Here is a 20,503-nt window from a genome sequence, read left to right as displayed (position 1 = left end):
CCGCTGACCGCCCCCCGCCCCGCCCCCCCCCCCCCCCCCCCCCCCCCCGGGGGGCCCCCCCCCCCCCCGGGGCCCCCCCCCCGCGGCTCTTCGTCTCTCCGGGGGGCTCTCTGCCCGCCCGGGCCGGCTCAGCGGCTCAGCGGCTCAGCGGCTCAGCGGCTCAGCGGCTCAGCGGCTCAGCGGCTCAGCGGCGGACGGTCCGCGTCCGGGCCGTCGTCGGGACGCGGCCGGCCGGTCGCCCCGTCCTCACGGATGACCTCGCCCTGCACCACCTTGCCGTCGGGCCGGTGGATGCGGGCCTGCTGGAAGGCGTCGGAGAAGCCGCCCGGGGCCACCGTGCGCATGCGGCGTTCCAGTGAGCGCTCCGCGTAGCGGCCGAGCACGGCGCGGACCGGCGGCAGCAGGAGCAGGAGCCCCGCCGCGTCGGAGAGCATGCCGGGGATCATCAGAAGCAGTCCGCCGAGCATCAGCAGACCGTTGCCCTTGCTCCCGGTCCGGCCGGTGGGCGCGTCGGCGGCGCCGGGCTGTCCGGGCATCTGCTGGAGGGTCTCGGTGAGGTTGCGGAAGGCCCGCCGGCCCGCCCTCTTGATCACCACGGCGCCGAGCACCGCTCCGGCGACCAGGATCAGCAGCACCGTGAAGCCGTTCGTCGCGCCCGCCACCAGGATCAGCAGCCAGATCTCCAGCACGATCCAGGCGGCGACGCCCAGCGGCAGGAGGGTGCGGGCGCGTGAGCGCCGTGGACGGTTCGGAGGCGGTGTGCCGGTCGTCATGCCCCCAGTGTGCCTGTACGGGCGTGCAAGCGGCGTAAGGGGGTGATCTTGGGGGCCGTGGCGGTCGCGGACCGGAGCGTCAGGACGTCCTGCGCCCCAGGACCTTGTTGGCGCGGCCGGTGATGCCCCAGCCGGTGACCCGCCACAGGGCCTCCACGAGGATGTCCCTGCTCATCTTGGAGTCACCGATCTCGCGTTCCATGAAGGTGATCGGCACCTCGACGACGTGGTACCCCGCCTCTACGGCGCGCCGGGCGAGGTCGACCTGGAAGCAGTAGCCCTGCGAGGCGACCTCGTCCAGGCCCAGGCCGTCCAGTGTCGGCGTACGGAAGGCCCGGTAGCCGCCGGTGACGTCGCGCACCGAGAGACCCAGCAGCATGCGGGAGTAGAGGCTGCCGCCGCGCGAGATCATCTCGCGGTGCCGCGGCCAGTTGACCACCCGTCCGCCGGGAACCCAGCGCGAGCCGAGGACCAGGTCGGCACCCTTGAGGGCGGTGAGGAGACGGGGCAGTTCCTCGGGCTGGTGGGATCCGTCGGCGTCCATCTCGACCAGGACGCCGTACCCGTGCTCGGAGCCCCAGCGGAAGCCGGCGAGGTAGGCGGCGCCGAGCCCCTCCTTGCCCTTGCGGTGCAGGACGTGCACGTGAGCGTCGCCGGCCGCGAGTTCGTCGGCGGCCTTGCCCGTGCCGTCGGGGCTGTTGTCGTCGGCGACGAGGATGTCCGCTTCCGGAACGGCGGCGCGCACCCGGGCGACGATGAGCTTGATGTTCTCGGCCTCGTTGTAGGTCGGAATGATCACCAAGACTCTGCCGAGCGGGCCGAACTGCCTCTGACCGCCGTCGTTCACTACTGCCCCTTAAAGTCCGTACGCAGGTGCACACCATATCCAGCGCGCGGGGGGCGTCACTCCGACGCGGTCACGGGGATAGAGCGGGGCGTGCGGACAGATGCGTGGAACTGCGGACAGAAGTCGCGGCACGGAGAACAGCCCTGCGGATCGGGGCCCGGTGTCCTTCGGGCCGACCTGGGACCCGCTGGCTGCGGGTCGACCGAAAGCCGTTGTCTACTGAACTCCGGGCCCCACCCGGGTCGCACCTGCCGTCCGGACGAAACCTTCCCTCGCCCCCGAGGCGCGGGCGCTGAACCTGGCTGTCGGTGGTGGTGCGCCGGTGCGGCACACCACCTCATGACCCAGCGGCGTTCGACGACTGCGTGGAGGTTCGACCGGTCGGACGTCCAGTGGTGGACCCGGCCGAACCTACCGGCCTCCGGGCGCTTTCTGTCAACAGCCTCGCGACCTGCGGTTCCTTTTGAAAACACCTGGTCAGTGGCGCGGGCTCACCGGCTGCGGCGGACAGCCCGCGCCATCGATCGGCGGTACGAAATCTCAGGACGTCACTCGTTCGGCCTTACGTAGACCGTGTGTCCGAACACGACCGTGCGGAGGCAGACCGGGAGGTCGGCGCCGGGCGTGAGATCGGGCAGGCCGGGGGTGCCGGAACGGGGATCGGTCGACCAGCGCGCCACCCGGTCGTCGGGGGCCTGGACGAGCAGTTCACCGGTACGCCAGACGGCGTAGTCGGCCGGGGCCCCCGGCACGAGCACCCCCGCGTCGTCCCGGCCGACGGCCCGCCACCCTCCCCGGGTGTGGGCGGTGAAACCGGCGCGTACGGAGATCCGGTGCTCCGGCGTGCGGTGGTGCGCGGCGGCCCGCACCGTTCCCCAGGGGTCCAGAGGGGTCACGGGACTGTCCGAGCCGAAGGCGAGGGGCACGCCGGCGCGCAGCATCGCCGCGTACGGGTTGAGGGTCGCGGCCCGCTCGGCACCCAGGCGCGCGGCGTACATGCCGTCGGTGCCTCCCCACGCCGCGTCGAAGGCGGGCTGGACCGAGGCGGTGAGGCCCAGTTCGGCGAAGGCGGCGATGGTCTGCGGGGTCAGCATCTCCGCGTGCTCGACCCGGTGCCGTGCGGCCCTGACGCGGGCGAGCCCGAGGGTCTCGGCGGCGGCCCGGACCCCGTCCACGACGGCGGTGACCGCCGCGTCTCCGATGGCGTGGAAACCGGCCTGCAGCCCCGCCTCGGTGCACGCCGTCACGTGCGCGGCGATTCCGGCGGCGTCGAGCCGCCCGGTGCCGGTGTGCGGGGCGTCGGCGTACGGCTCGTGCAGCAGGGCGGTGTGCGAACCGAGCGAACCGTCGACGAAGAGGTCACCGGCGGCGCCCACGGCACCGAGCTCACGGACGCGACGGGCACCCTTCGCGTCCTCGATCCGCTCCGCCCAGTAGCCGAACACCCGGGGGCCGGGCTGCTCGGCGGCGAGCGCCAGCAGCCCGGTGAAGTCGTCCTCGTCCGAGATGTCGGGCCCGGCGCACTCGTGGACGGTGCCGATCCCGAGCGACGCGGCGTGCGCGAGGGCTGCCCGCTGGGCCTCCCTGCGCTGGGCGGGCGTGACGGCGCCGTGGGCAGCCGCGCGGACGGCGTGGTGGGCGTCCCCCGTCAGGGGCGCCTCGGGATGGTATCCGGGCATCGAGGTGACACCGGGGACGAGGTCGAGGAGCGCCGTGCTCACGACGGCGGAGTGGACGTCCACGCGGGGCAGGTAGAGGGACCGTCCGCCCGCCGCCTCGTCGAGTTCGGCGCGGGACGGGGGCCGCTGTTCGGGCCAGCGCGCCTCGTCCCACCCGTGGCCCAGGATCACCCGGTCCCCCGTGCGGCTGTTCGCGAACGCGCGGACCAGCCCGAGGGCGTCGGACAGGGTGCGGGCGCCGGAGAGGTCCAGCCCGGTGAGGGCGAGTCCGGTCGACGTGGTGTGGACGTGGGAGTCGGTGAAGGCCGGGGTGACCAGCGCCCCTTCCAGGTCGATCACCTCGTCGACGCCGCTCGCGAAGGCGTCGGCGGCCCCCTCGGACCCGACCCAGGCGACATGGCCGCGTTCGACGACCATCGCGGTGGCGAACGGGTCGGCGGGGCTGTGGACGTCTCCACCGCGCAGAAGCACGGTGCGGTGTTCGCTCTGGGGGGCGGTGCTCTCGGTCATGGGACCAGTCTCGCGCCTGCCCGGAGCGGCGCCGCCCGCGCCCCCTCCCCCGAGCGGCCCGCGGGCCGGGCAAGGGCCCCCCTCCCGGCGGCCCTCTCCCAGCGGCCAGACAGCGGTGAACAGGGGGACGGGCCCCTCCGGCCCGTCTCAGATGCGCGGCGGGCGCGCCTCGTACGGGGTGGAGAGGACGACGGTCGTACGGGTGGAGACGCCGGCCAGCGTACGGATGCGCGTGAGCAGGTGCTCCAGCTCCAGGGGGGCGGAGACCCGCACCTTGAGGATGTAGTTCTCGTCCCCCGCGACACTGTGGCACGCCTCCAGCTCCGGCACGCCCGCCAGCCGTTCGGCGATGTCGTCGGGAGCGCTCGGGTCGAAGGGTTTCACCGAGATGAACGCGGTGAGGGGCAGACCGAGTGCCTCGGGGTCGACGACCGCGGCGTAACCGCGGATCACCCCGCGCTGCTCCAGCCTGCGGACACGCTGATGAACGGCCGAGGTGGACAGGCCCGTGGCCTTGCCCAGGTCGGTGTAGCTCATCCGCCCGTCCTTGACGAGCAACTCCACGATCTGACGGTCCAGCTCCTCCATGCGGATCAACCTATGGCCCCGAGTCCCTCCAGGCACAGCCGTGGGAGGCACGGAAGGGCTCGTTCCATGGACATGTGACGAATGCCACAAGTTTCCGGGTGGGTAGCGGTCGGGCTCGCGGTTACGGCGGACGCGCGGGGGGAAGTGCTTGCTGTGGCCGAGGCCGTGGCGCCTGGCCGGTCCACCTGAGGGGGAAGATCCCATGCAGAGCCTGAAGCTCACCGGACGTATCGAACCGGATCCCGACGAGTACGCCGCACGTGACGAGGACAGCGCTCCCGACGCGTACGACACATTCGAGATGTACCGGGTCGTCTGCCCGGACTGTGCCCAGCCGATCGCCCTGCTGGCGGACGAGGACGTGCTTCCCGAGCACGCCCTGTGCCCCTCGCCGTGGAACCCCTTCGTCCTCACCGTGTGCCCCGGGACGAACCGTGACGCCTCCCTCGCCCGCCCCGCCGACGAGTCCCTGGAGGTCCAGGAGCAGGAGACGGCGCTGCTGCTGACGCTTCCTCAGGGCCTGGACTGGCGGATGCAGCCCTTCTCGCACGCCGGAGGCCCGGGGTCGCGGCCGGTGCGCTACGTGCCGCTGACCCGGCGTCACGCCGCCTGACGGCGGCACGGCCCACGGCCGGACGCACCACGACGGTTTTCGCCGGGCCGCGGTGCGGACGGCCTCCACACCGCGGCCGGAGCGGCACCCGAGGAACGGGCGCGCGATTCGGCGGGACAGTGACCCGGGGCCGGTGACGGCGTTGGTTCTGTATGACCACGCTGCATCCAACGGCCGGCCCCGTACGTCGCCGTCTCGCCGCACCGCCGACCGGCGAATCGGTTCCGCAGCCCGGGCAGCCGCCCCGGGAGTCCGTGCGGCAGCCCGCGCCGCACCCCACCGATCCACCCATCTTCCGCGCGATGCTGCGCCACTGGGAGAGCACCGGCAGGACACTGCCGGGGCGTCATGACCAGGAGTGGAACCGGATCATGACGACCCCTGTCTGGTCGGACCGGCCGGGCGGGTTCAGCGCGTCTCGGGACCCGCGAGGTGACGGGCGATGACCATGCGCTGGATCTGGTTGGTGCCCTCGACGATCTGCAGCACCTTGGCCTCGCGCATGAGCCGCTCGACCGGGAAGTCCAGCGTGTAGCCGTATCCTCCGAGCACCTGCACGGCGTCGGTGGTCACCCGCATGGCCGCGTCGGTGCAGAACAGCTTCGCCATCGCCGCCTGCCGGGAGAAGGGCAGACCCGCGTCACGGAGGCGCGCCGCCTCCAGGTACAGCGCCCGGCCGGCCTCGATCTGGGTGGCCATGTCGGCGAGCATGAAGCGCAGCCCCTGGAAGTCCGCGACGGGCCGGCCGAACTGGTGGCGGCCGGTGGCGTATCCGACGGCCTGGTCCAGGGCCGCCTGGGCGACGCCGACGGCGCACGCGGCGATCCCGAGGCGTCCCGAGTCGAGGGCGGACAAGGCGATGGCGAAGCCCTGGCCCTCCTCCCCGATCCGCCGGTCGTCCGCGATCCTCACTCCGTCGAAGTGCATCTGGGCGGTGGGTGACCCCTTCATGCCCATCTTCTTCTCGGGCAGGGCCGCGTCGAGGCCCGCGGCGTCGCCGGGAACCAGGAAGGCGGTGATCCCGCGCGGACCTTCCACACCGGTCCGGGCCAGCACGGTGTAGAAGTCGGCCACCCCGCCGTGCGTGATCCACGCCTTGGTCCCGGTGAGCACCCAGCCGTCGGCGTCGCGCACGGCCTTCGTGCGGAGCGAGGCCGCGTCGGAGCCCGAGGAGGGCTCGGAGAGGCAGTAGGCGCCGAGCAGTCCGCCCGCGAGCATCGCCGGGAGGTGGGCGGTCCGTTGCTCGTCGGTGCCGAATCCGGCGAGTGCGTGGCAGGCCAGCGAGTGGACGCTGACGCCGAGACCGACGGTCAGCCTGGCCGCGGCCAGCTCCTCCAGGACCTGGAGGTAGACCTCGTAGGGCTGGTCGCCGCCGCCGTGCGCGGAGTCGTAGGGAAGGCCGAGCAGTCCGGCCTCCGACAGCAGGGTGAAGACCTCGCGCGGGAAGACCCCCGCCTCCTCCTCGTCGGCCGCCCGCGGAGCGATCTCCTTCGACACGATGTCGCGGACGAGCTCGACGAGCTCCCGGGACTCCTCGGTGGGCAGTCTGCGTTCCACGGGCTGCGGGGCACGGTCGGACATGACGGCGCTCTCCTCCCTGTCGGGGGTTACGACGGTCGCGCGCGCGGGGTGTGAGCGGCTCCGCCGGACGGTCCCGGGCGATGCCCGGAAATCTACGGCTCCCCAGCCGATCCTGCCTTCCCGGATCACGGGAGGCGCTGGCCAGCGGCTGTGGCGCGTCGAGTATGCCCGATCGGAGCGCTTCCGTCACCGGGGGCCTGCGGCCTTGATCAGCGAAATTGGTCCGAACCATTGACCCAACTGGTCTAGTCCTCCTACGGTCTTCCTCACCGCCTCATCGCGTCCATGCCAAAAGCAGCGGACCGGCGGGCATCCCCACGTCCTCCCCCACGAGGAGCCACAATGAACGGACTTCACCGCCCCCGCGCACGCCTCCGGGCGCTCGCCGTACGCGTCTGCACCGCCGCGCTCGGAGCCGCCCTTCTCGGCGTCGCCGTCACGGCCCCGGCGGGCGCGTCCCCCACCTCCACCGCACCCGCCGCCGAGGCGGCCCCCACCGCCGCCGGGGACAAGGTGGTCGGATACTTCACCAACTGGGGTGTCTACGACCGCAATTACCACGTCAAGAACATCGAGACCTCCGGTTCGGCCGACCGGCTCACCCACATCAACTACGCCTTCGGCAACGTCCAGGGCGGCAAGTGCACCATCGGTGACAGCTACGCCGACTACGAGAAGGCCTACACCGCGGACCAGTCGGTCGACGGTGTCGCGGACACCTGGGACCAGGAACTGCGGGGCAACTTCAACCAGTTGCGCAAGCTGAAGAAGCTCCACCCCGGCCTGAAGGTCATCTGGTCCTTCGGCGGCTGGAGCTGGTCGGGCGGCTTCGGCGAGGCGGCCGTGAATCCCGCGGCCTTCGCGGAGTCCTGCCACGGCCTGGTCGAGGACCCGCGCTGGGCCGACGTCTTCGACGGGATCGACATCGACTGGGAGTACCCGAACGCCTGCGGGCTGACCTGCGACACCAGCGGCCGCGACGCCTACGGCAACCTCCTGTCGGCGCTTCGCACGGAGTTCGGGAGCGACAGCCTGGTCACCTCGGCGATCACGGCCGACGGCTCCGACGGCGGAAAGATCGACGCGGTGGACTACGCGGGCGCCGCCAAATACCTCGACTGGTACAACCCGATGACGTACGACTTCTTCGGAGCCTTCGCGGCGCAGGGCCCGACGGCCCCGCACTCACCGCTGACCTCCTACCCGGGCATCCCGACGGAGGGCTTCAACACGGACGCGGCCATCTCCAAGCTCAAGGAACTGGGCGTGCCCGCCGGGAAGCTGCTGCTGGGCATCGGCTTCTACGGGCGCGGCTGGACCGGCGTCACGCAGTCCGAACCGGGCGGCACGGCGACCGGGGCGGCCCCGGGGACGTACGAGGCGGGCATCGAGGACTACAAGGTCCTGAAGAACAGCTGCCCCGCCACCGGCACGGTCGCGGGCACGGCGTACGCCCACTGCGGCACGAACTGGTGGAGCTACGACACCCCGGCCACCATCGGCACGAAGATGGACTACAAGGCCGAACAGGGCCTGGGAGGCACCTTCTTCTGGGAGCTCAGCGGCGACACGGCCGACGGTGAGCTCATCAGGGCCATCAACTAGCCCGGACGGGGTACACGCACGACAGGGCGGGTCAGGGGTGGGGTGCCGGGCGGGCGCCCCACCCCACCCGTCGTGAAGCCCTGCCACGGTGGAGAGCGCGGGGAGAGACGTCAGCGGCGCGCGCCGTGGCCCGGTCCAGGACGGCGACAACCTTGACGAGGGGACCCGGGCGAGGATCACGGGACAGGCGTCAGAGAGGCGTCGCGGCCTTCAGGATGAAGAACAGGGTGACGGCCGAGTTCGCCGACGCGAGGGCGGAGAACGCCGCGCCGGCCGCCGCACCCCACACCGCCAGCCCCACGGTCGTGGACAGCGGGGGCCACGCCCGAGCCGCGGGTGCCGGGCCGAGCAGCGCGGCCACCCGGCGCGGGACGGGACCCGGCGCCGCCAGCGCCGCGAGGGTGGAGAGCGGGGCGCCCGGGGACAGCAGGGCGGCCTTGCCGATCGCCCGGGCCACGCTGCGCCGGTCCCCCACGGCGAGGGCCGCCTCCTCGTCGGCCCAGCGCTCGCTCGTGTAGCCGACCGCCGTCCGCAGCGGGCGCAGGAACGGGTTCGCGCGCGCGGCCAGTTGCACCGTCAGCAGGAAGCGGTGGTGCGCGCCGGCCAGGTGCGCCCGCTCATGGGCGAACAGCGCGCGCCGCTCCGCCGCGCCGAGGGCGGCGAGCATGCCGGTGGTGACGACGACCCGGCCGCGCGGCCCGCCGGGAAGGGCGTACGCGTACGGTGCCGTGTCCGGCAGGAGTGCCACCTGCCTCGGCGGCAGCCCCGCCAGCGCGAGATGCGCCCGTCGGCGTACCAGGAAGTGGCGCGCGGCCGTCCAGCCGCAGGCCGCGAACACGGCGAGCAGCAGCGGGATGGCCACCCTTCCGGCGACCTCGTCGTAGGGCACGGCCTCCCGCACCTCGGGGTCGGACCACCCGTCGGGCAGGGGGTTGCCGGGCAGCTGCGCGGTCCCGACCACGACCATCAGGACGAGTGACAGCGTGCTGCACACGGCGAGGACGGACGCGACACCTGACAGGAGCCAGGTCGCGGTGCGCGGGTGCAGGTGCTGCTCGGCCAGGCGGGCGACCGGCCAGGCACTCAGGGGCAGCACCATCGGCAGGAACACGAAGATGCCCATGCGGTCAGTCTTCCCCTTCGTCGGCCGCCGCCGCGAGCAGATCCCTGAGCAGCCGTTCGTCGCCGGGGGGCAGCGCGGTCACGAAACTCGCCAGCACCGCCTCACGGTCCGCCTCGGCGTCGAGCACCTTGCGCATGCGCAGGGCGGCCAGACCCGACTCGTCCGCGGTCGCGGTCCACTCGAAGGAACGGCCCGAACGCTCGCGCTCCACCACGCCCTTGACGTGCAGCCGGGTGAGGATGGTGATGACCGTCGTGTAGGCGAGACCGCTGCCGAGCCGCTCCTGCACCCATCCGGCGTTCACGGGGTGCGGGGCGCGGCGCAGCTCCGCCAGCACCTGGCTCTCGAGCTCTCCCTGCCCTCTGCGGCGGGGCTGCCGGGCGGCACCGCCCTGGTTCTGGCCGGTCATGCCGTCTCCCTCCTGCCGCGGTGCCCGGAGATGTCCGGCGCCTGGGCCGCTCATCGTACTGAGATGCGACCGGTCGTCCGCACTGCGTCCCGGCCGCGCCCGTCCGGACCCGGGTGGTGACGGCCCTGATCGGGCACAAGGAACAATGTGGGCACCAGGGACGGAAAGACGGCCTGGCGAGCGACTTCAGCGAGTACGCGGATACGCCGCGCCGGGCCGCGCGAGAATGCGTCGGGGCGCGTGGGTCACATGCACGTCCATGACCGGAGGGAAAGCGCATGCAAGGGGCACAGGGGCGGGGGCGCCGTGGGCGCGGCGGGGGCAGCACGCCGGTCCGCCTCACGCGGCGCGGGAAGTTCCTCGTCTGGACGGTCGGCGTCCTGGCCGTCCTGCTGGCCGGTACGGGCGGCGCGGGCGCGTGGATCTACCGGAGCCTGGACGGCAACATCCACGCCGGCGACATCGACGGCAAGATCGGCGGGGACCGGCCGGACAATCTCAGCCCCGGGGCGCTGAACATCCTCGTCGTGGGCTCGGACAGCCGTGACGGCGCCAACGCGAAGTACGGCAAGGACCTGGACACCATGCAGTCCGACACGCTGATGGTCCTGCACCTGTCGGCCGACCGGAAGTGGGGCACGGTCGTCTCGATGCCGCGGGACTCCTGGGTGCCGATAGCCGCCTGCGACCGGGGCGACGGCACCACGTCGGCCCCGCACCGGGCGAAGATCAACGAGGCGTTCGCCATCGGGGGCTTGAAGGGCGACGTCGGGGGCGCCGCCGCCTGCACCATCAGGACCATCGAGCAGAACACCGGGCTGCGCATCGACCACTTCATGTCGGTCGACTTCCAGGGCTTCAAGGGCATGGTCAACGCGGTCGACGGGATCGAGGTCTGCCCCGAGCAGGCGATGCGGGACGAGAAGGCGCACCTCGACCTGGCGGCGGGCTGCCAGACGGTGAAGGACGAGGAGGCGCTCGGCTACGTCCGCACCAGGTACAGCGTGGGCGACGGCTCCGACATCGGCCGGATAGGGCGTCAGCAGGAGTTCATGGAGGCGCTGGCCGCGAAGGCGCGGAAGAAGCTGACCAGTCCGGGCGCCATGTACGGCGTCCTGGACTCGGCGACCAAGTCCGTGACGACGGATCCGAAGCTCGCCGGGATCAAGCCCCTGACCTCGCTCGCGTCGGACATCCGGGGCATCGCCTCCGACCGGCTGGTCTTCCTCACCGTGCCGAGCTATCCGCGCGAGCTCGACGTCCCGGCGGACAAGGCGAACGTCTCCTGGCAGTACCCCCAGGCGCAGGACCTGTTCACCGCTCTCGCGCGGGACGAGGAGGTCGACAAGAAACGGCTGACGACACCGGCACCCCTGGCGGCGCGGACGATCAGCGTGCAGGCGCTCAACGGCACGGGGAAGGCCGGCGCGGCCGCCGCGGCAGCCGAGCAACTGCGTCTCGCGGGCTACTCGGTCGCCGGGACCGCCAACGCCGGTGAGACGGGCGGGAAGACCTCGGTCACCTGCCCCCCGGGCCTTGAGGAGCAGGCGCGCGCGGTGGCGCAGCGGCTGCGCAATCCCGTGAAGCCCCGGGCGGACGCCGAAGCGGCGCCCGGGGTGGTCACGCTCACGATCGGCGCGGACTTCGAAGGGGTACGCGGCTGACTGGGGTGTGGGAGGGCAATCGCGAGGCGCCCTCGATAGCGGCCAACGCCCTTCACCCACCGGCGACGTTGTTGATCCGAAACGGTTTGGGTTCTGGGTCGATGGTCGTGTGGGAGCGGTCTGGTGGGGGCCGCGGCATCTGTCGCCGTCGGCGCAGGAGGCCCTGCGGTTGCGGGCGGTCGCTGCCTTGGCGGCGGGGCGGGGCCGTGAGGACGTGGGCGGCGGTGTTCGGGGTGTCGCTGAAGGCGGTTCGACGGGTGGCGGGCGAGGTGGCAGGCCGGTGGGCGGGAGGCGCTGGCCATGCGTCCGCGTGGCAAGCCGGTCGGTGTGCACCAGGTGCTTCGGGATGCCGAGCAGGGTGCGGTGCGGCAGGCGAAGCTCGAACACCGGCTTTGTGACGTGGGGTTTTCCGGGCAGTTGTGGACGCGGCGGCTGATCGGTGACCTGATCGCGAAGCTGTACCGGGTGAGGCTGGCCGAGCCCGGGGGGCAAGTACCTCAAGCGGTGGGGGCTGTCGTTCCAGAGGCCGGTCAAGCGGGCCGTCGAGCAGGACCCGGGAGCCGTGCGGCGCTGGCACGAGGAGACCTGGCCGGCAATCCGGGCAAAGGCAAGGAAGGGCGGTGGCGAGGTCCTGTTCGCGGACCAGGCCGGTATCCGCTCGGACCAGGTCAGCGGCCGCACCTGAGGCCAGAAGGGGAAGACTCACGTGGTGCGGCGGAGTGGGAGCCAGTTCTCGGTGAACGCGATGTCTGCGATCAGTACCAAGGGCCGGATGCACTTCATGGTCTTCACCGAGGACTTCACCGCCGAGACGATGTGCCGCCTCCTGAACCGGCTCGCCGGCCACTTCGACCACAAGGTCCACCTCGTGGTCGACGGGCACTCCGCCCACCGCTCCAGGAAGGTCCGCGACTGGCTCGCCGCGCATCCCGATGACGTCGAACTGCACTTCCTGCCGCCGTACTCGCCCGAGTTGAACCCCGACGAGCTGGTCAACGCGGACCTCAAGCACAGCCTGCCCAAACAGCACCGGGCCTGAACCAGGCCGAACTCGCCGCTTCTTCCGCAGGCGCCAGCGACAGTCCCACATGGTCCGCGGATACTTCGGCGGCCCACACGTCCGTTTCGTCCTGGACGAGAACCCCATGAGTTTCTGATCAAGACGGTGATTGAGCCGACTGAGCTCACCACCCACTACCTGCGCGCCTTCAACTTCACTCAACCACACCCCGGCCAGCATCACACAGGTCCAGACGACTTACTGCAGAAGAGCCACACCCAAAGAGAACCACCGGTTGGGGCCATCGCCGTATCCACGGCTCACTCACCCGACTCGGGCACAAGATCACCGGAACGCCCCCACCTCGACGGCTGAATCGCCGACCGGGGTTATTCGGAGAGGAAGATCCGGGTTTCAGATGTCGCCGAGCATGCGTGCAGCCTCGCGCACGACGTCGCCCAGGCGACGAAGCTCTTTCCTCTGTTCGGGAGCCGCCGAAGACCATATGACATAGCCCACGTCAGCACTTGGCTTGATCAGGATCTCTCCGGCCTGGGCGTCGTAGCAGTCTTTCGCCATCCTCAGAGTCCAGTGCGAGAAGAACGGGAACATCGTGCGCAAGCCGGGGTCCGCATGCAGCGCCAAAAGAAGGTCACGATATCCGATGAATTCGCCGCCGCCGATGACGATATCCCACTGTGTTTCGACGGGATTACCGTCCTCATAGGCCTTGCTCAGCCTGTCGAACTCCATGAAGGGAAACTTCTCGCTCAACTGCTCCAGCTTGGCTCCCCGCCTCCAGTGACCCATCGCGCCGACCACTTCGAACAGGTCGGCGGTGCTCCCACTTGCCCAAACATAACCTCGACCGCTGTCCATGGTGACAGTGAACCGGTTTGCGCGACTCGCGAAACTTACTCGCATTCGCCCGCGTATCGACTCGAATTTTGCCAAACTCTGCACCCGATCATCCGATCCAGGAGCCCCCAATTGAGCACCCAAGTCGATCCGATATTGATTGGCGATCGAAATAATAGCAGAGCGGAGCCCTACGCGTTCAATGAGATCTACATATTGCCCGTAGCCATCCACGGAATATCCTCAGTGAAATCCCGATGGGGCAGCACGAAATACATTGCCCCACCGGATGGAAAATGAACAGTGCGAGATTCGACTAATCAGCCCATTCGAGAGTCCAAGCAGTATACCACTTACCCTCCAGCCACTTGGGCTCGGGATAGTTCTCTATCGGTCCGTTCCGATCGTGGAAAGTAATTGAATCCCAGGATCTCCGCTCACCGATTACAGCCCTTGCAAGCCATCCCATTTCCTGCTGAGTCGCATGGACGCCCGCACCACCCGCAAGGCCTGTAGTGGCCATGTCCTCGAAGTCTCCATCGAACTGTTCCGTATATACGTGGATTCTTGTATTGGGATTATCGATGGCACCTCGGACATGAGTACTCCAGGTGTCGATGTACTTCGGCTTCATGTAATGCGTGAACTTGTTGCCGTCCGCCCATTCCGCTGCCCTGGCTTTTTGATACCCGAGTCCGACATCGGTCCCGCAGCTGTTGTGCGCGAGGACCGGCGTACCGCCCGCCAGTACGTAGTACGTGTGCAGGTCCGCGACAGTGAAGTTATACGTGCGGACGCGCTTGGTATATGCGTGGTTGTCAGTGATCTGCGCTGGGGCGCCGTCAACAGTGGCCAGAGTCGTGCCGGGTACGAGCGATCCGGCCCTGATCCAAGCTCGCTTGGCCGGGATCCAGAAGGGGTGCTCGGCGGTAGCCGTGATCTTCTTGACGCCGGTTTTGGTCTTGATGCTGAGTTCGTGAAGCTGCTTGACACCCTTGGTGCTGATCAGCGCTGTAACGGGCCGTGCGCCCGTCTGCCCGGTCGTCGGATCGGTGGCCAGGACGTCGTCGCCGACCTTGATGTCCTCGATGTTCTTCTTGGTGCCGTCGGCCATGAGGACTGCAGTGCCGGCGAGGAAACACAGCCCCTTTGTCGCAGCGGAGAGACTGGACTTCGCCCCGCTGGCAGCCGTGGTTTTGGCTGCGTTGCCGACGAGGCTCTTGGCGATGGCAACCGCGCCCTTAGCCATGCCCGCGCCGGCAGCTCCACCTATGGCTCCGGCGACGATTCCGCTGGAGGCCCCCTTGACGGCAGCCTTGGCGAAGCCGCCGAGGCTGTGGTCAGCCTTGGCATCAAGGCCGTTGCCGACCCACGCCGCGGTGGCACCTGCGATGGCTCCGCAAGATGCCCCGACGACTACCGCGCCCACTCCCGCGGTGGCTGCTCCGGCAGCACCGGCCGCTACTCCGCAGGCCACACCGACCGTGATCTCGGTGACGATGGTGATGACGTCGGCGTGGTCCCGCATCCAGCCCTTGGCCTTGCACCACCAGTCACAGGGAGCGGGCTTGGTCACCGTGACGGTCTTGGTGATGGTGTAGGTGACCGTCGTAGGCCCGGAGGGACCTCCGGAGCTCGGCTTGTCATCGGTGTCGCCGCCGGTGGGCTGGCCGCCGGGCTGCGGTGCGCAGTGACCGGTGCCTGGGTCCATGCACAGGCCGGTGGGGTCGCTCTTGCTGACGGGGCTGTTGTTGCTGTAGGCGTACCCGTTCATCTGAAGTGGGTCGGCCATGTCGATGACGGGGTCGGCGGACAGGAAGCGACCGGCTGCCTGGTCGTATTCGCGTGCGCCGATGCGGGTCAGGCCCGTGGTGGTGTCGTCGATGCCGACGCCGAGGTAGCTGCGCTTGTTGGGCCAGGTGGAGGGCTTGGGGCCGCGTGCTTCTCCGTACGGCTTGAACGCGCGTCGGGCGACGGCCTGGGTACCGCCGAGCTCGACCGTGGTGTTGGCCGTGCCGAGGTGGTCGGATATGAGGACGTTCAGCTTGTGGCCGGTGGTGGCGCCGTTGGTGGTCGTGCGGACGACGGTCGGTGCCCCGGGGTGACTGTAAGCGCGCGAGGCTCGGGTGATCTTGCCGGTCGCATCGGTGGTGAGTTCGGTTTCGCCGAGGTAGAGCGTGGAACCTGTGGGCGAGTTCTCGAGGAGGCGGTTGCCGTCGGCGTCGTAGACGTACGTCGTCTTCACACCGTTGCTGGTGATCGCGTCGAGCTTGTTCTCCAGGGTCCAGTCGAGGTCCTGGGTGGTGGAGGGCAGTGTGCGGGTGTCGGTGTTGCCTGCGGGGTCGCTGGTGTAGGTGCTGCCTTGACCCGCGGGGTTCGAGGTGATCGACGCAAGGACGTGTGGTTGCGGGACATCACCCGTGGTGCCGTGCCCGTAGGTGAGGGTGACGTTCTTCGTGGCGTCGGCTGTGTTGTGCTCGGTGAGGCCGGCGCGGTTGCCGATCCAGTCGAAGGTGAAGGACTGGCGGTAGGCGGTGGTCCCGGTGGAAACAGTGCCGGTGGCGGGGGCAGCCGCGTTGAGGGAGTCAGTCAGCGCCGTGTCGGGGCTGACCGTGTCCTCGGCCTTGTCGGGGGCATTGGCAACGGGGCCGCCGGAGGGCAGGCCGTCCGTACGGTAGCCCCAGTCGGTGCCCGTGGAGGATCTGCATCCGGTGCCGGAACCGTTGGGGGTGATGTTAGACGTCCAGGCGTGGACCAGTTCACCGAGTGCGTCGTAGGTGTAGCACTGGTTGTCCCAGGTCGAGCCCGTGGAGTCGGTCAGTTTCCTGGCGTTGGAGGTGATGGTGCCCGAAGCGTCGTACGAGTAGTAGCTGTCGGCGATCCGGTTACTGTTCGCGGTTTCCCGGTCGGTGACCGTGCGCTGGAGGCGTCCGGTGTGCTGGTCGACGAAGTTGGTCGACCAGACGCGGTAGGGCTGTGGACCACTGACCGTGCGCAGCACCTCGCCGTAGGGCGAGTAGGTGACGTCGGAGGTGTACCAGTTGAGGCCGGAGGTGGACTCAGGTGCGCCTTCTGTGTCGTAGCGGGTGATGACCTTCTCGGCGGCCAGACCGCCCTTCGCCGGCAGAGTTACGGACAAGGGCTTGCCGGTAGGGGTGTAGGCGTACTGGTACTGGTAGGTCCCTGACAGGCCCGTGGTCATCGCGTTTGACGGGATGACCGTTTCCCGGCCGGTGGGCCGGTAGTCGGTGTCGTAGCCGGTCACACGGCTGATGTAGTCGCCACCGGCGGTGTGTCGGATCGAGGCCGCGGGCAGGCCGACCGCGCCGGGAAGATCGTAGGTGAACTCCTTGACCGGGGTAGCCGTCGCCGATCCTTCGCGTATGGCGAGGGGTCGGTCGAGCTTGTCATAGGTGGTGAAGGTGGTCTTTTTGAGGGCCTTGTTGGTGCTGCTGATCTTGCGGTCGGCGTCGTCGTAGGTGAAGGAGGCGTCACCGGTATCAGGATCCGTGGATTCCTTCAGACGGCCGCGCGTGTCGAAGGTAGAGGTCCAGACGTTGCCGGCCGGGTCGGTGACCTTGGTCCGGTCGCCTCGGGCGTCGTATTCGTACCTGGTGGTCCGCCACTCGTTCGTACCGGCGGTGTAGTGCTGAATGGCGGTGACCCGGCCCAGGGCGTCGGTGAAGGACTTAGTGGACGGGGTGGTCGAGCCGGCGGGGTCGGTGAAGACCGTCGTGTCTCCGTACTTGACGACCGAAGAGTGCTGGAAATCCTGGCCGTGGTAGACGGAGGTGCGTACGGGACGCTCGAGGCCGTCGTAGGTGGTCAGACTCTTGTTCGGGACAAGCGTCTCAGACCGACGGGCGAACATCGTGATAGTAGGTGAGCCCTTGGCCAGGTAGCCGCCCGTCTTCTCCCGGGCCAGCCCGTGGTCGTCATACTTCGTGTCGACGATGACGCGGCCTGCACCGTGAGCTTCCGACTGGGTCTGGACCTCGCGCATCAACCCGTCGTAGATCGTCACCTGCGAGCTGTAGGTTCCGTCGTCCTTGAGCGTTTTGACGAGGACGGATGCCGGTGTGGTTTCCTCATCGGTTGCCACGGCGGTTCGATAGCTGATCTCGACGTCGGGAGTCTTGCCACCGGCGGAGCGCGAGGGCGACCAGCCCTTGAGCAGGCGACCCAGCGCGTCGTACTCGTTTCGGGTGACCCGGCCATTGGTGTCCGTGACCGAAAGCGGCAAGGCGCGGCCCGGATCGTAGGTCGTGATGGACGCGTGCTGCGTCGGGTCGATGCTTTTGACGGATGTGACCGGCCCACCCTCGTCACCAGGGGTGTACACGGTCTCAGTCGTGCCGGTCTCGGGGGCGGTGACTGTCCGGACCCTGCCCAGGGGGTCGTAAGTCGTCCTTGTGACTATGGAATGGGACGTGCCTTCGCCGTTGATGTCTTCGACCGACGTCACGAGGCCCTTGGTGGGGTCGGCTCCGTAGGCCAGCCCGTCGTACGACGTACGCACCGAGCTCAGGAGCTCTGTCGCAGGGTCTGCAGTTGCGAACGCGGAGCAAGGGGTCGCGGTGGAGCGGGCTTCCTTCGTTTTGCCGATGACCCAGTCGGTGGTGTTGTGGACGTAACTCGTCCGCATGCACACCTGGTTACTGAGGGTCTCACCGCCCGTGCCGTTGGGCTTGACGACAGACATCTCCAACTGTGTGGGCAGCCCGTAGGTGTCGTCGACGGTCGTTTCGGTGCGTACCGTCTGCCAGCTGCTGTCGACGCTCTGGATGGCATCGGTACGCGCGACCCAGGTGCGGTGAGCGGCGAGAGGGTCGAGGTCGGTCCCGTCCTCGGCCTCACGGGTGCGGGAGGCGGTCTCCTTGGATTCGGGGAAAGTCAGGGACCGCTTGAGCAGCCGGCCTTGCGAGTGCTCGTAGGTCAGCGTCTCCGCGGACATGCCGGCGTACTGGTCCGCATCGTCGGCGACAAGCTCCACCGCCCCCTTGGAATCCTTGAGAGGTCCGCCCGTGCCCTGGAAGTAGCGCGTGACGGAGTACGACTGGGAGGAGTCGTCGCCGTTCTGGGAGGTGCTCTTACTGCCCTTGGTGGTGGCGACCTGGCGGTAGCCGCGCCACTTGCTGTAGGTACGCAGGGAGGGGCGCGTGAACTCGTCGTCGCTCTTGGCCCAGGCCGGAGAGGTGTACGTGTAGCTGGTGACGATGGGCTTGCCGTGTGTGGTGACCTTGTCAGTCTCGGTGACGGATGAGACGACATACTTGTTGAACCACGCCTTGGCCGGTGTCTTCACCTCGCCGTCCGGGGACCAACGCACCGGATAACAGGTTTTGTTGTCCTTGCCCTTGTCGGTCTCGGGTTCGACATCGCAGCCGCCGTCGTATTCGACTTCGATGTCGCCACCGTTCTCGGTGGCCACCGTGCCGATGCGCGGACGGGTGAAGCCCGGCCGCTGATCACTGGGGCCGGTGGGAACGAGGTTGGGGAGCTGCCGGTCCTTGAGGCGTGCTCTGAGCGGGGATGATGCGCCGACCGTGTACTGGGCGAAACTGACGCCGTCCTTGGACTGGGAAGTACCGGTGGTGTCGCCGGGGCCGAAGCCTGTGCGGGTGATGGAGCCGAGCCACAGGCCGGGAGAAGTGTCGTACCAGTCCTGAGGGAACGACTGATGGAGTGTGTAGGTGTCGACCTTCTGCATCGCGCTGGAGCCCGGGCGCTGTGCTTCGGTGGAAATGGAGGACAGGCGCAGTGAGGTCCAGAACGAAGGGAAGGTGGGGCAGAACTTCGACGTGGACTTGCAGTTGAGGTTGCCGGGGGTGTCCCACCACGGGCGGTACGCGCCCGGGTCGTCGGTCTTGTCGAAGTTGGCGCTGTCGCAGGCGGTGCCCGTGGCGAGGCATCGCTGGGCGGCCACAAGGTTGACCCTCGCGGATGGTTTGGTGAGGTCGGGCGATCGCATCCCGTACTCGATGAGGTCGGGATACGCGGCGCGGTCGTAGGCCTCGGGGGTCTTGCGCTTCTCTCGGACGGCGTAGTAGTTGGTGGACTGGTGCCAGTCGATCACCATCACGTTGCCGTGGAGGTCGACGACCTTGTCCAGGCCCCAGCTCCAGGCCTGCTGCTTGCCCTCTCCGCATCGGGAGTCCGCGAAGGTGGCGGCGTAGCACGGCTCCTCGGGATGGTTGCCGAACACCGGCACCGTGGAGACCGAGTCGGTGTCGGCGTGACCGCCCCCGACCTTGTTCAGGCCGTAGTAATAGGTGGTGCCGTCCTTGGTGGTGACGACCCAGTGCTCACCGTTGTTGTCCCCGTTGGCTCCACCGCCACGGAACTCCCGGCGGGCGCGGGGAGCGGTGACTTCGCGGGGCTGCCCGCGGGCGCCGTCCAGGCCCGTAACGACCACCGATCTCACCAAGGGCTCGGGTGATCTGGACTACTCCATGTCCGCCGCCTACCGGAACAACCCCGATACGGACCCGCTGGGAGACAGCGCACCGCCCTTCCTCCCGGCGCCTTCGGGTCACTTCAAGGGTGCTCTCATCACCCATAACGGTGACGTGTACGGCGGCGACGGACTCCAGGACCTCGTAGCCCGAGTCGGCGGAAAACTCTGGGTCTACCCCGGAGACGGATACGGCGCGGTCAACATCGACAAGCGGCGGGAAATCCTCCTCCCCGACGGCGCCCCGGACCCATCCACCCTCACCCAGATCGTCGCGGCAGGCGACGCCACGGGAGACAAGAAAACCGACTTCTTCGCAACAGTCGGCGACGCGCTCTGGGCCTTCATCGGCTACAACGGCGCGTCCATCGACCAGGCCATCCGGCTGTCCTCTGCCCCCTGGAAGGATCGTGACATCGTCACCGTCCAGGACGTCACGGGGGACGGCATCACCGACCTGGTCTACCGCACGGACGTTACCGGCAGGCTCCTGCTCCGCAAGGGCATCGCCGCGTCCGGTGGCGGCGTCGACCTGAACTCACTCGCTGCGGCAGCCAACTCGGACGGCGGCCTCGACACCGAGTACGGCGCCTCCGGCTGGTCCAGTACGAACATCCCGCACCTGATCGGCACCCCCGACGTCACTGGAGACGCCATCCCCGACATCTGGACCGTGCACTCCAACGGCTCAGTCCGTCTTTACCCGGGTTCCCGGACCGCACTGTCAGGTTCCGGCAAGGAGATCATCGGCGCCGCCAGCTACTGGAAGACGCGCATCGGAATCGGCTGATGCCGCGTG

At 69.2% G+C, this 20,503-nt stretch carries 14 protein-coding genes and 1 pseudogene; 6 read left to right on the top strand and 9 right to left on the bottom strand.

What is annotated here, in order from left to right; genetic code table 11:
• Positions 1 to 176: 176 nt before the first annotated feature.
• From fxsA to ACFYY2_RS13215, 4 genes are all read right to left on the bottom strand, one after another.
• Entirely contained in the window at positions 177 to 773 is a 597-nt protein-coding gene (gene fxsA / locus ACFYY2_RS13230; RefSeq protein WP_388741237.1) for an FxsA family membrane protein, read from the bottom strand.
• Positions 774 to 852: 79 nt separating this feature from the next.
• On the bottom strand, positions 853 to 1,620 hold the full coding sequence (locus tag ACFYY2_RS13225; protein WP_388741235.1) for a polyprenol monophosphomannose synthase: 768 nt from the start codon (positions 1,618 to 1,620) through the stop codon (positions 853 to 855).
• 548 nt (positions 1,621 to 2,168) lie between these two features.
• Positions 2,169 to 3,809 (bottom strand): amidohydrolase, encoded by a 1,641-nt coding sequence (locus ACFYY2_RS13220; protein ID WP_388741233.1) that lies wholly within the window; start codon positions 3,807 to 3,809, stop codon positions 2,169 to 2,171.
• Positions 3,810 to 3,956: 147 nt separating this feature from the next.
• A complete protein-coding gene (locus ACFYY2_RS13215) occupies positions 3,957 to 4,397 on the bottom strand; it encodes an Lrp/AsnC family transcriptional regulator (protein ID WP_388741230.1) in 441 nt (146 codons plus the stop codon).
• 202 nt (positions 4,398 to 4,599) lie between these two features.
• Here ACFYY2_RS13215 and ACFYY2_RS13210 point away from each other — a divergent pair, with 202 nt between their 5' ends.
• The gene (locus ACFYY2_RS13210) at positions 4,600 to 5,010 is read left to right on the top strand and encodes a hypothetical protein (RefSeq protein WP_327120708.1); all 411 of its coding nucleotides are present in this window, start codon (positions 4,600 to 4,602) and stop codon (positions 5,008 to 5,010) included.
• Between the two features lie 408 nt (positions 5,011 to 5,418).
• Here the strand turns inward: ACFYY2_RS13210 and ACFYY2_RS13205 are convergent, their stop codons facing one another.
• Positions 5,419 to 6,591 carry an acyl-CoA dehydrogenase family protein gene (locus ACFYY2_RS13205; protein ID WP_388741220.1) on the bottom strand — a complete coding sequence of 391 codons (1,173 nt, stop codon included), beginning with the start codon at positions 6,589 to 6,591 and terminating at the stop codon, positions 5,419 to 5,421.
• A gap of 342 nt (positions 6,592 to 6,933) precedes the next feature.
• On the opposite strand from ACFYY2_RS13205, the gene ACFYY2_RS13200 reads away from it, so the two are divergent.
• Positions 6,934 to 8,196 (top strand): glycoside hydrolase family 18 protein, encoded by a 1,263-nt coding sequence (locus ACFYY2_RS13200; RefSeq protein WP_388741216.1) that lies wholly within the window; start codon positions 6,934 to 6,936, stop codon positions 8,194 to 8,196.
• Between the two features lie 190 nt (positions 8,197 to 8,386).
• On the opposite strand, the gene ACFYY2_RS13195 is transcribed toward ACFYY2_RS13200, so the two are convergent.
• Positions 8,387 to 9,319 (bottom strand): M56 family metallopeptidase, encoded by a 933-nt coding sequence (locus ACFYY2_RS13195; RefSeq protein ID WP_388741214.1) that lies wholly within the window; start codon positions 9,317 to 9,319, stop codon positions 8,387 to 8,389.
• A 4-nt stretch (positions 9,320 to 9,323) separates the two neighbouring features.
• On the bottom strand, positions 9,324 to 9,728 hold the full coding sequence (locus ACFYY2_RS13190) for a BlaI/MecI/CopY family transcriptional regulator (RefSeq protein WP_388741211.1): 405 nt from the start codon (positions 9,726 to 9,728) through the stop codon (positions 9,324 to 9,326).
• Between the two features lie 278 nt (positions 9,729 to 10,006).
• Here ACFYY2_RS13190 and ACFYY2_RS13185 point away from each other — a divergent pair, with 278 nt between their 5' ends.
• From ACFYY2_RS13185 to ACFYY2_RS13175, 3 genes are all read left to right on the top strand, one after another.
• Positions 10,007 to 11,392 carry an LCP family protein gene (locus tag ACFYY2_RS13185; protein ID WP_388741208.1) on the top strand — a complete coding sequence of 462 codons (1,386 nt, stop codon included), beginning with the start codon at positions 10,007 to 10,009 and terminating at the stop codon, positions 11,390 to 11,392.
• Positions 11,393 to 11,903: 511 nt separating this feature from the next.
• Positions 11,904 to 12,077: a hypothetical protein gene (locus ACFYY2_RS13180; RefSeq protein WP_388741342.1), complete on the top strand. Its 174-nt coding sequence runs from the start codon at positions 11,904 to 11,906 to the stop codon at positions 12,075 to 12,077.
• Positions 12,078 to 12,137: 60 nt separating this feature from the next.
• Complete coding sequence (locus ACFYY2_RS13175; protein ID WP_388741205.1) at positions 12,138 to 12,431, top strand: transposase; 294 nt, start codon at positions 12,138 to 12,140, stop codon at positions 12,429 to 12,431.
• Between the two features lie 375 nt (positions 12,432 to 12,806).
• Here the strand turns inward: ACFYY2_RS13175 and ACFYY2_RS13170 are convergent, their stop codons facing one another.
• Positions 12,807 to 13,484 (bottom strand): DUF6193 family natural product biosynthesis protein, encoded by a 678-nt coding sequence (locus ACFYY2_RS13170; protein WP_388741202.1) that lies wholly within the window; start codon positions 13,482 to 13,484, stop codon positions 12,807 to 12,809.
• Positions 13,485 to 13,566: 82 nt separating this feature from the next.
• Positions 13,567 to 19,665, bottom strand: coding sequence for a polymorphic toxin-type HINT domain-containing protein (locus ACFYY2_RS13165; protein WP_388741199.1), 6,099 nt, complete (start codon positions 19,663 to 19,665; stop codon positions 13,567 to 13,569).
• Between ACFYY2_RS13165 and ACFYY2_RS13160 the strand changes: the two are divergent.
• A pseudogene (locus tag ACFYY2_RS13160) lies at positions 19,661 to 20,494 on the top strand (hypothetical protein); the annotation flags it as partial. The gene ACFYY2_RS13165 and the pseudogene ACFYY2_RS13160 overlap by 5 nt on opposite strands.
• Positions 20,495 to 20,503: the final 9 nt, after the last annotated feature.

Origin of the sequence: Streptomyces sp. NPDC001822, assembly GCF_042892135.1 — a bacterium.
Classification (GTDB): domain Bacteria; phylum Actinomycetota; class Actinomycetes; order Streptomycetales; family Streptomycetaceae; genus Streptomyces.
This window is presented reverse-complemented; position numbering and strand designations above follow the sequence as displayed.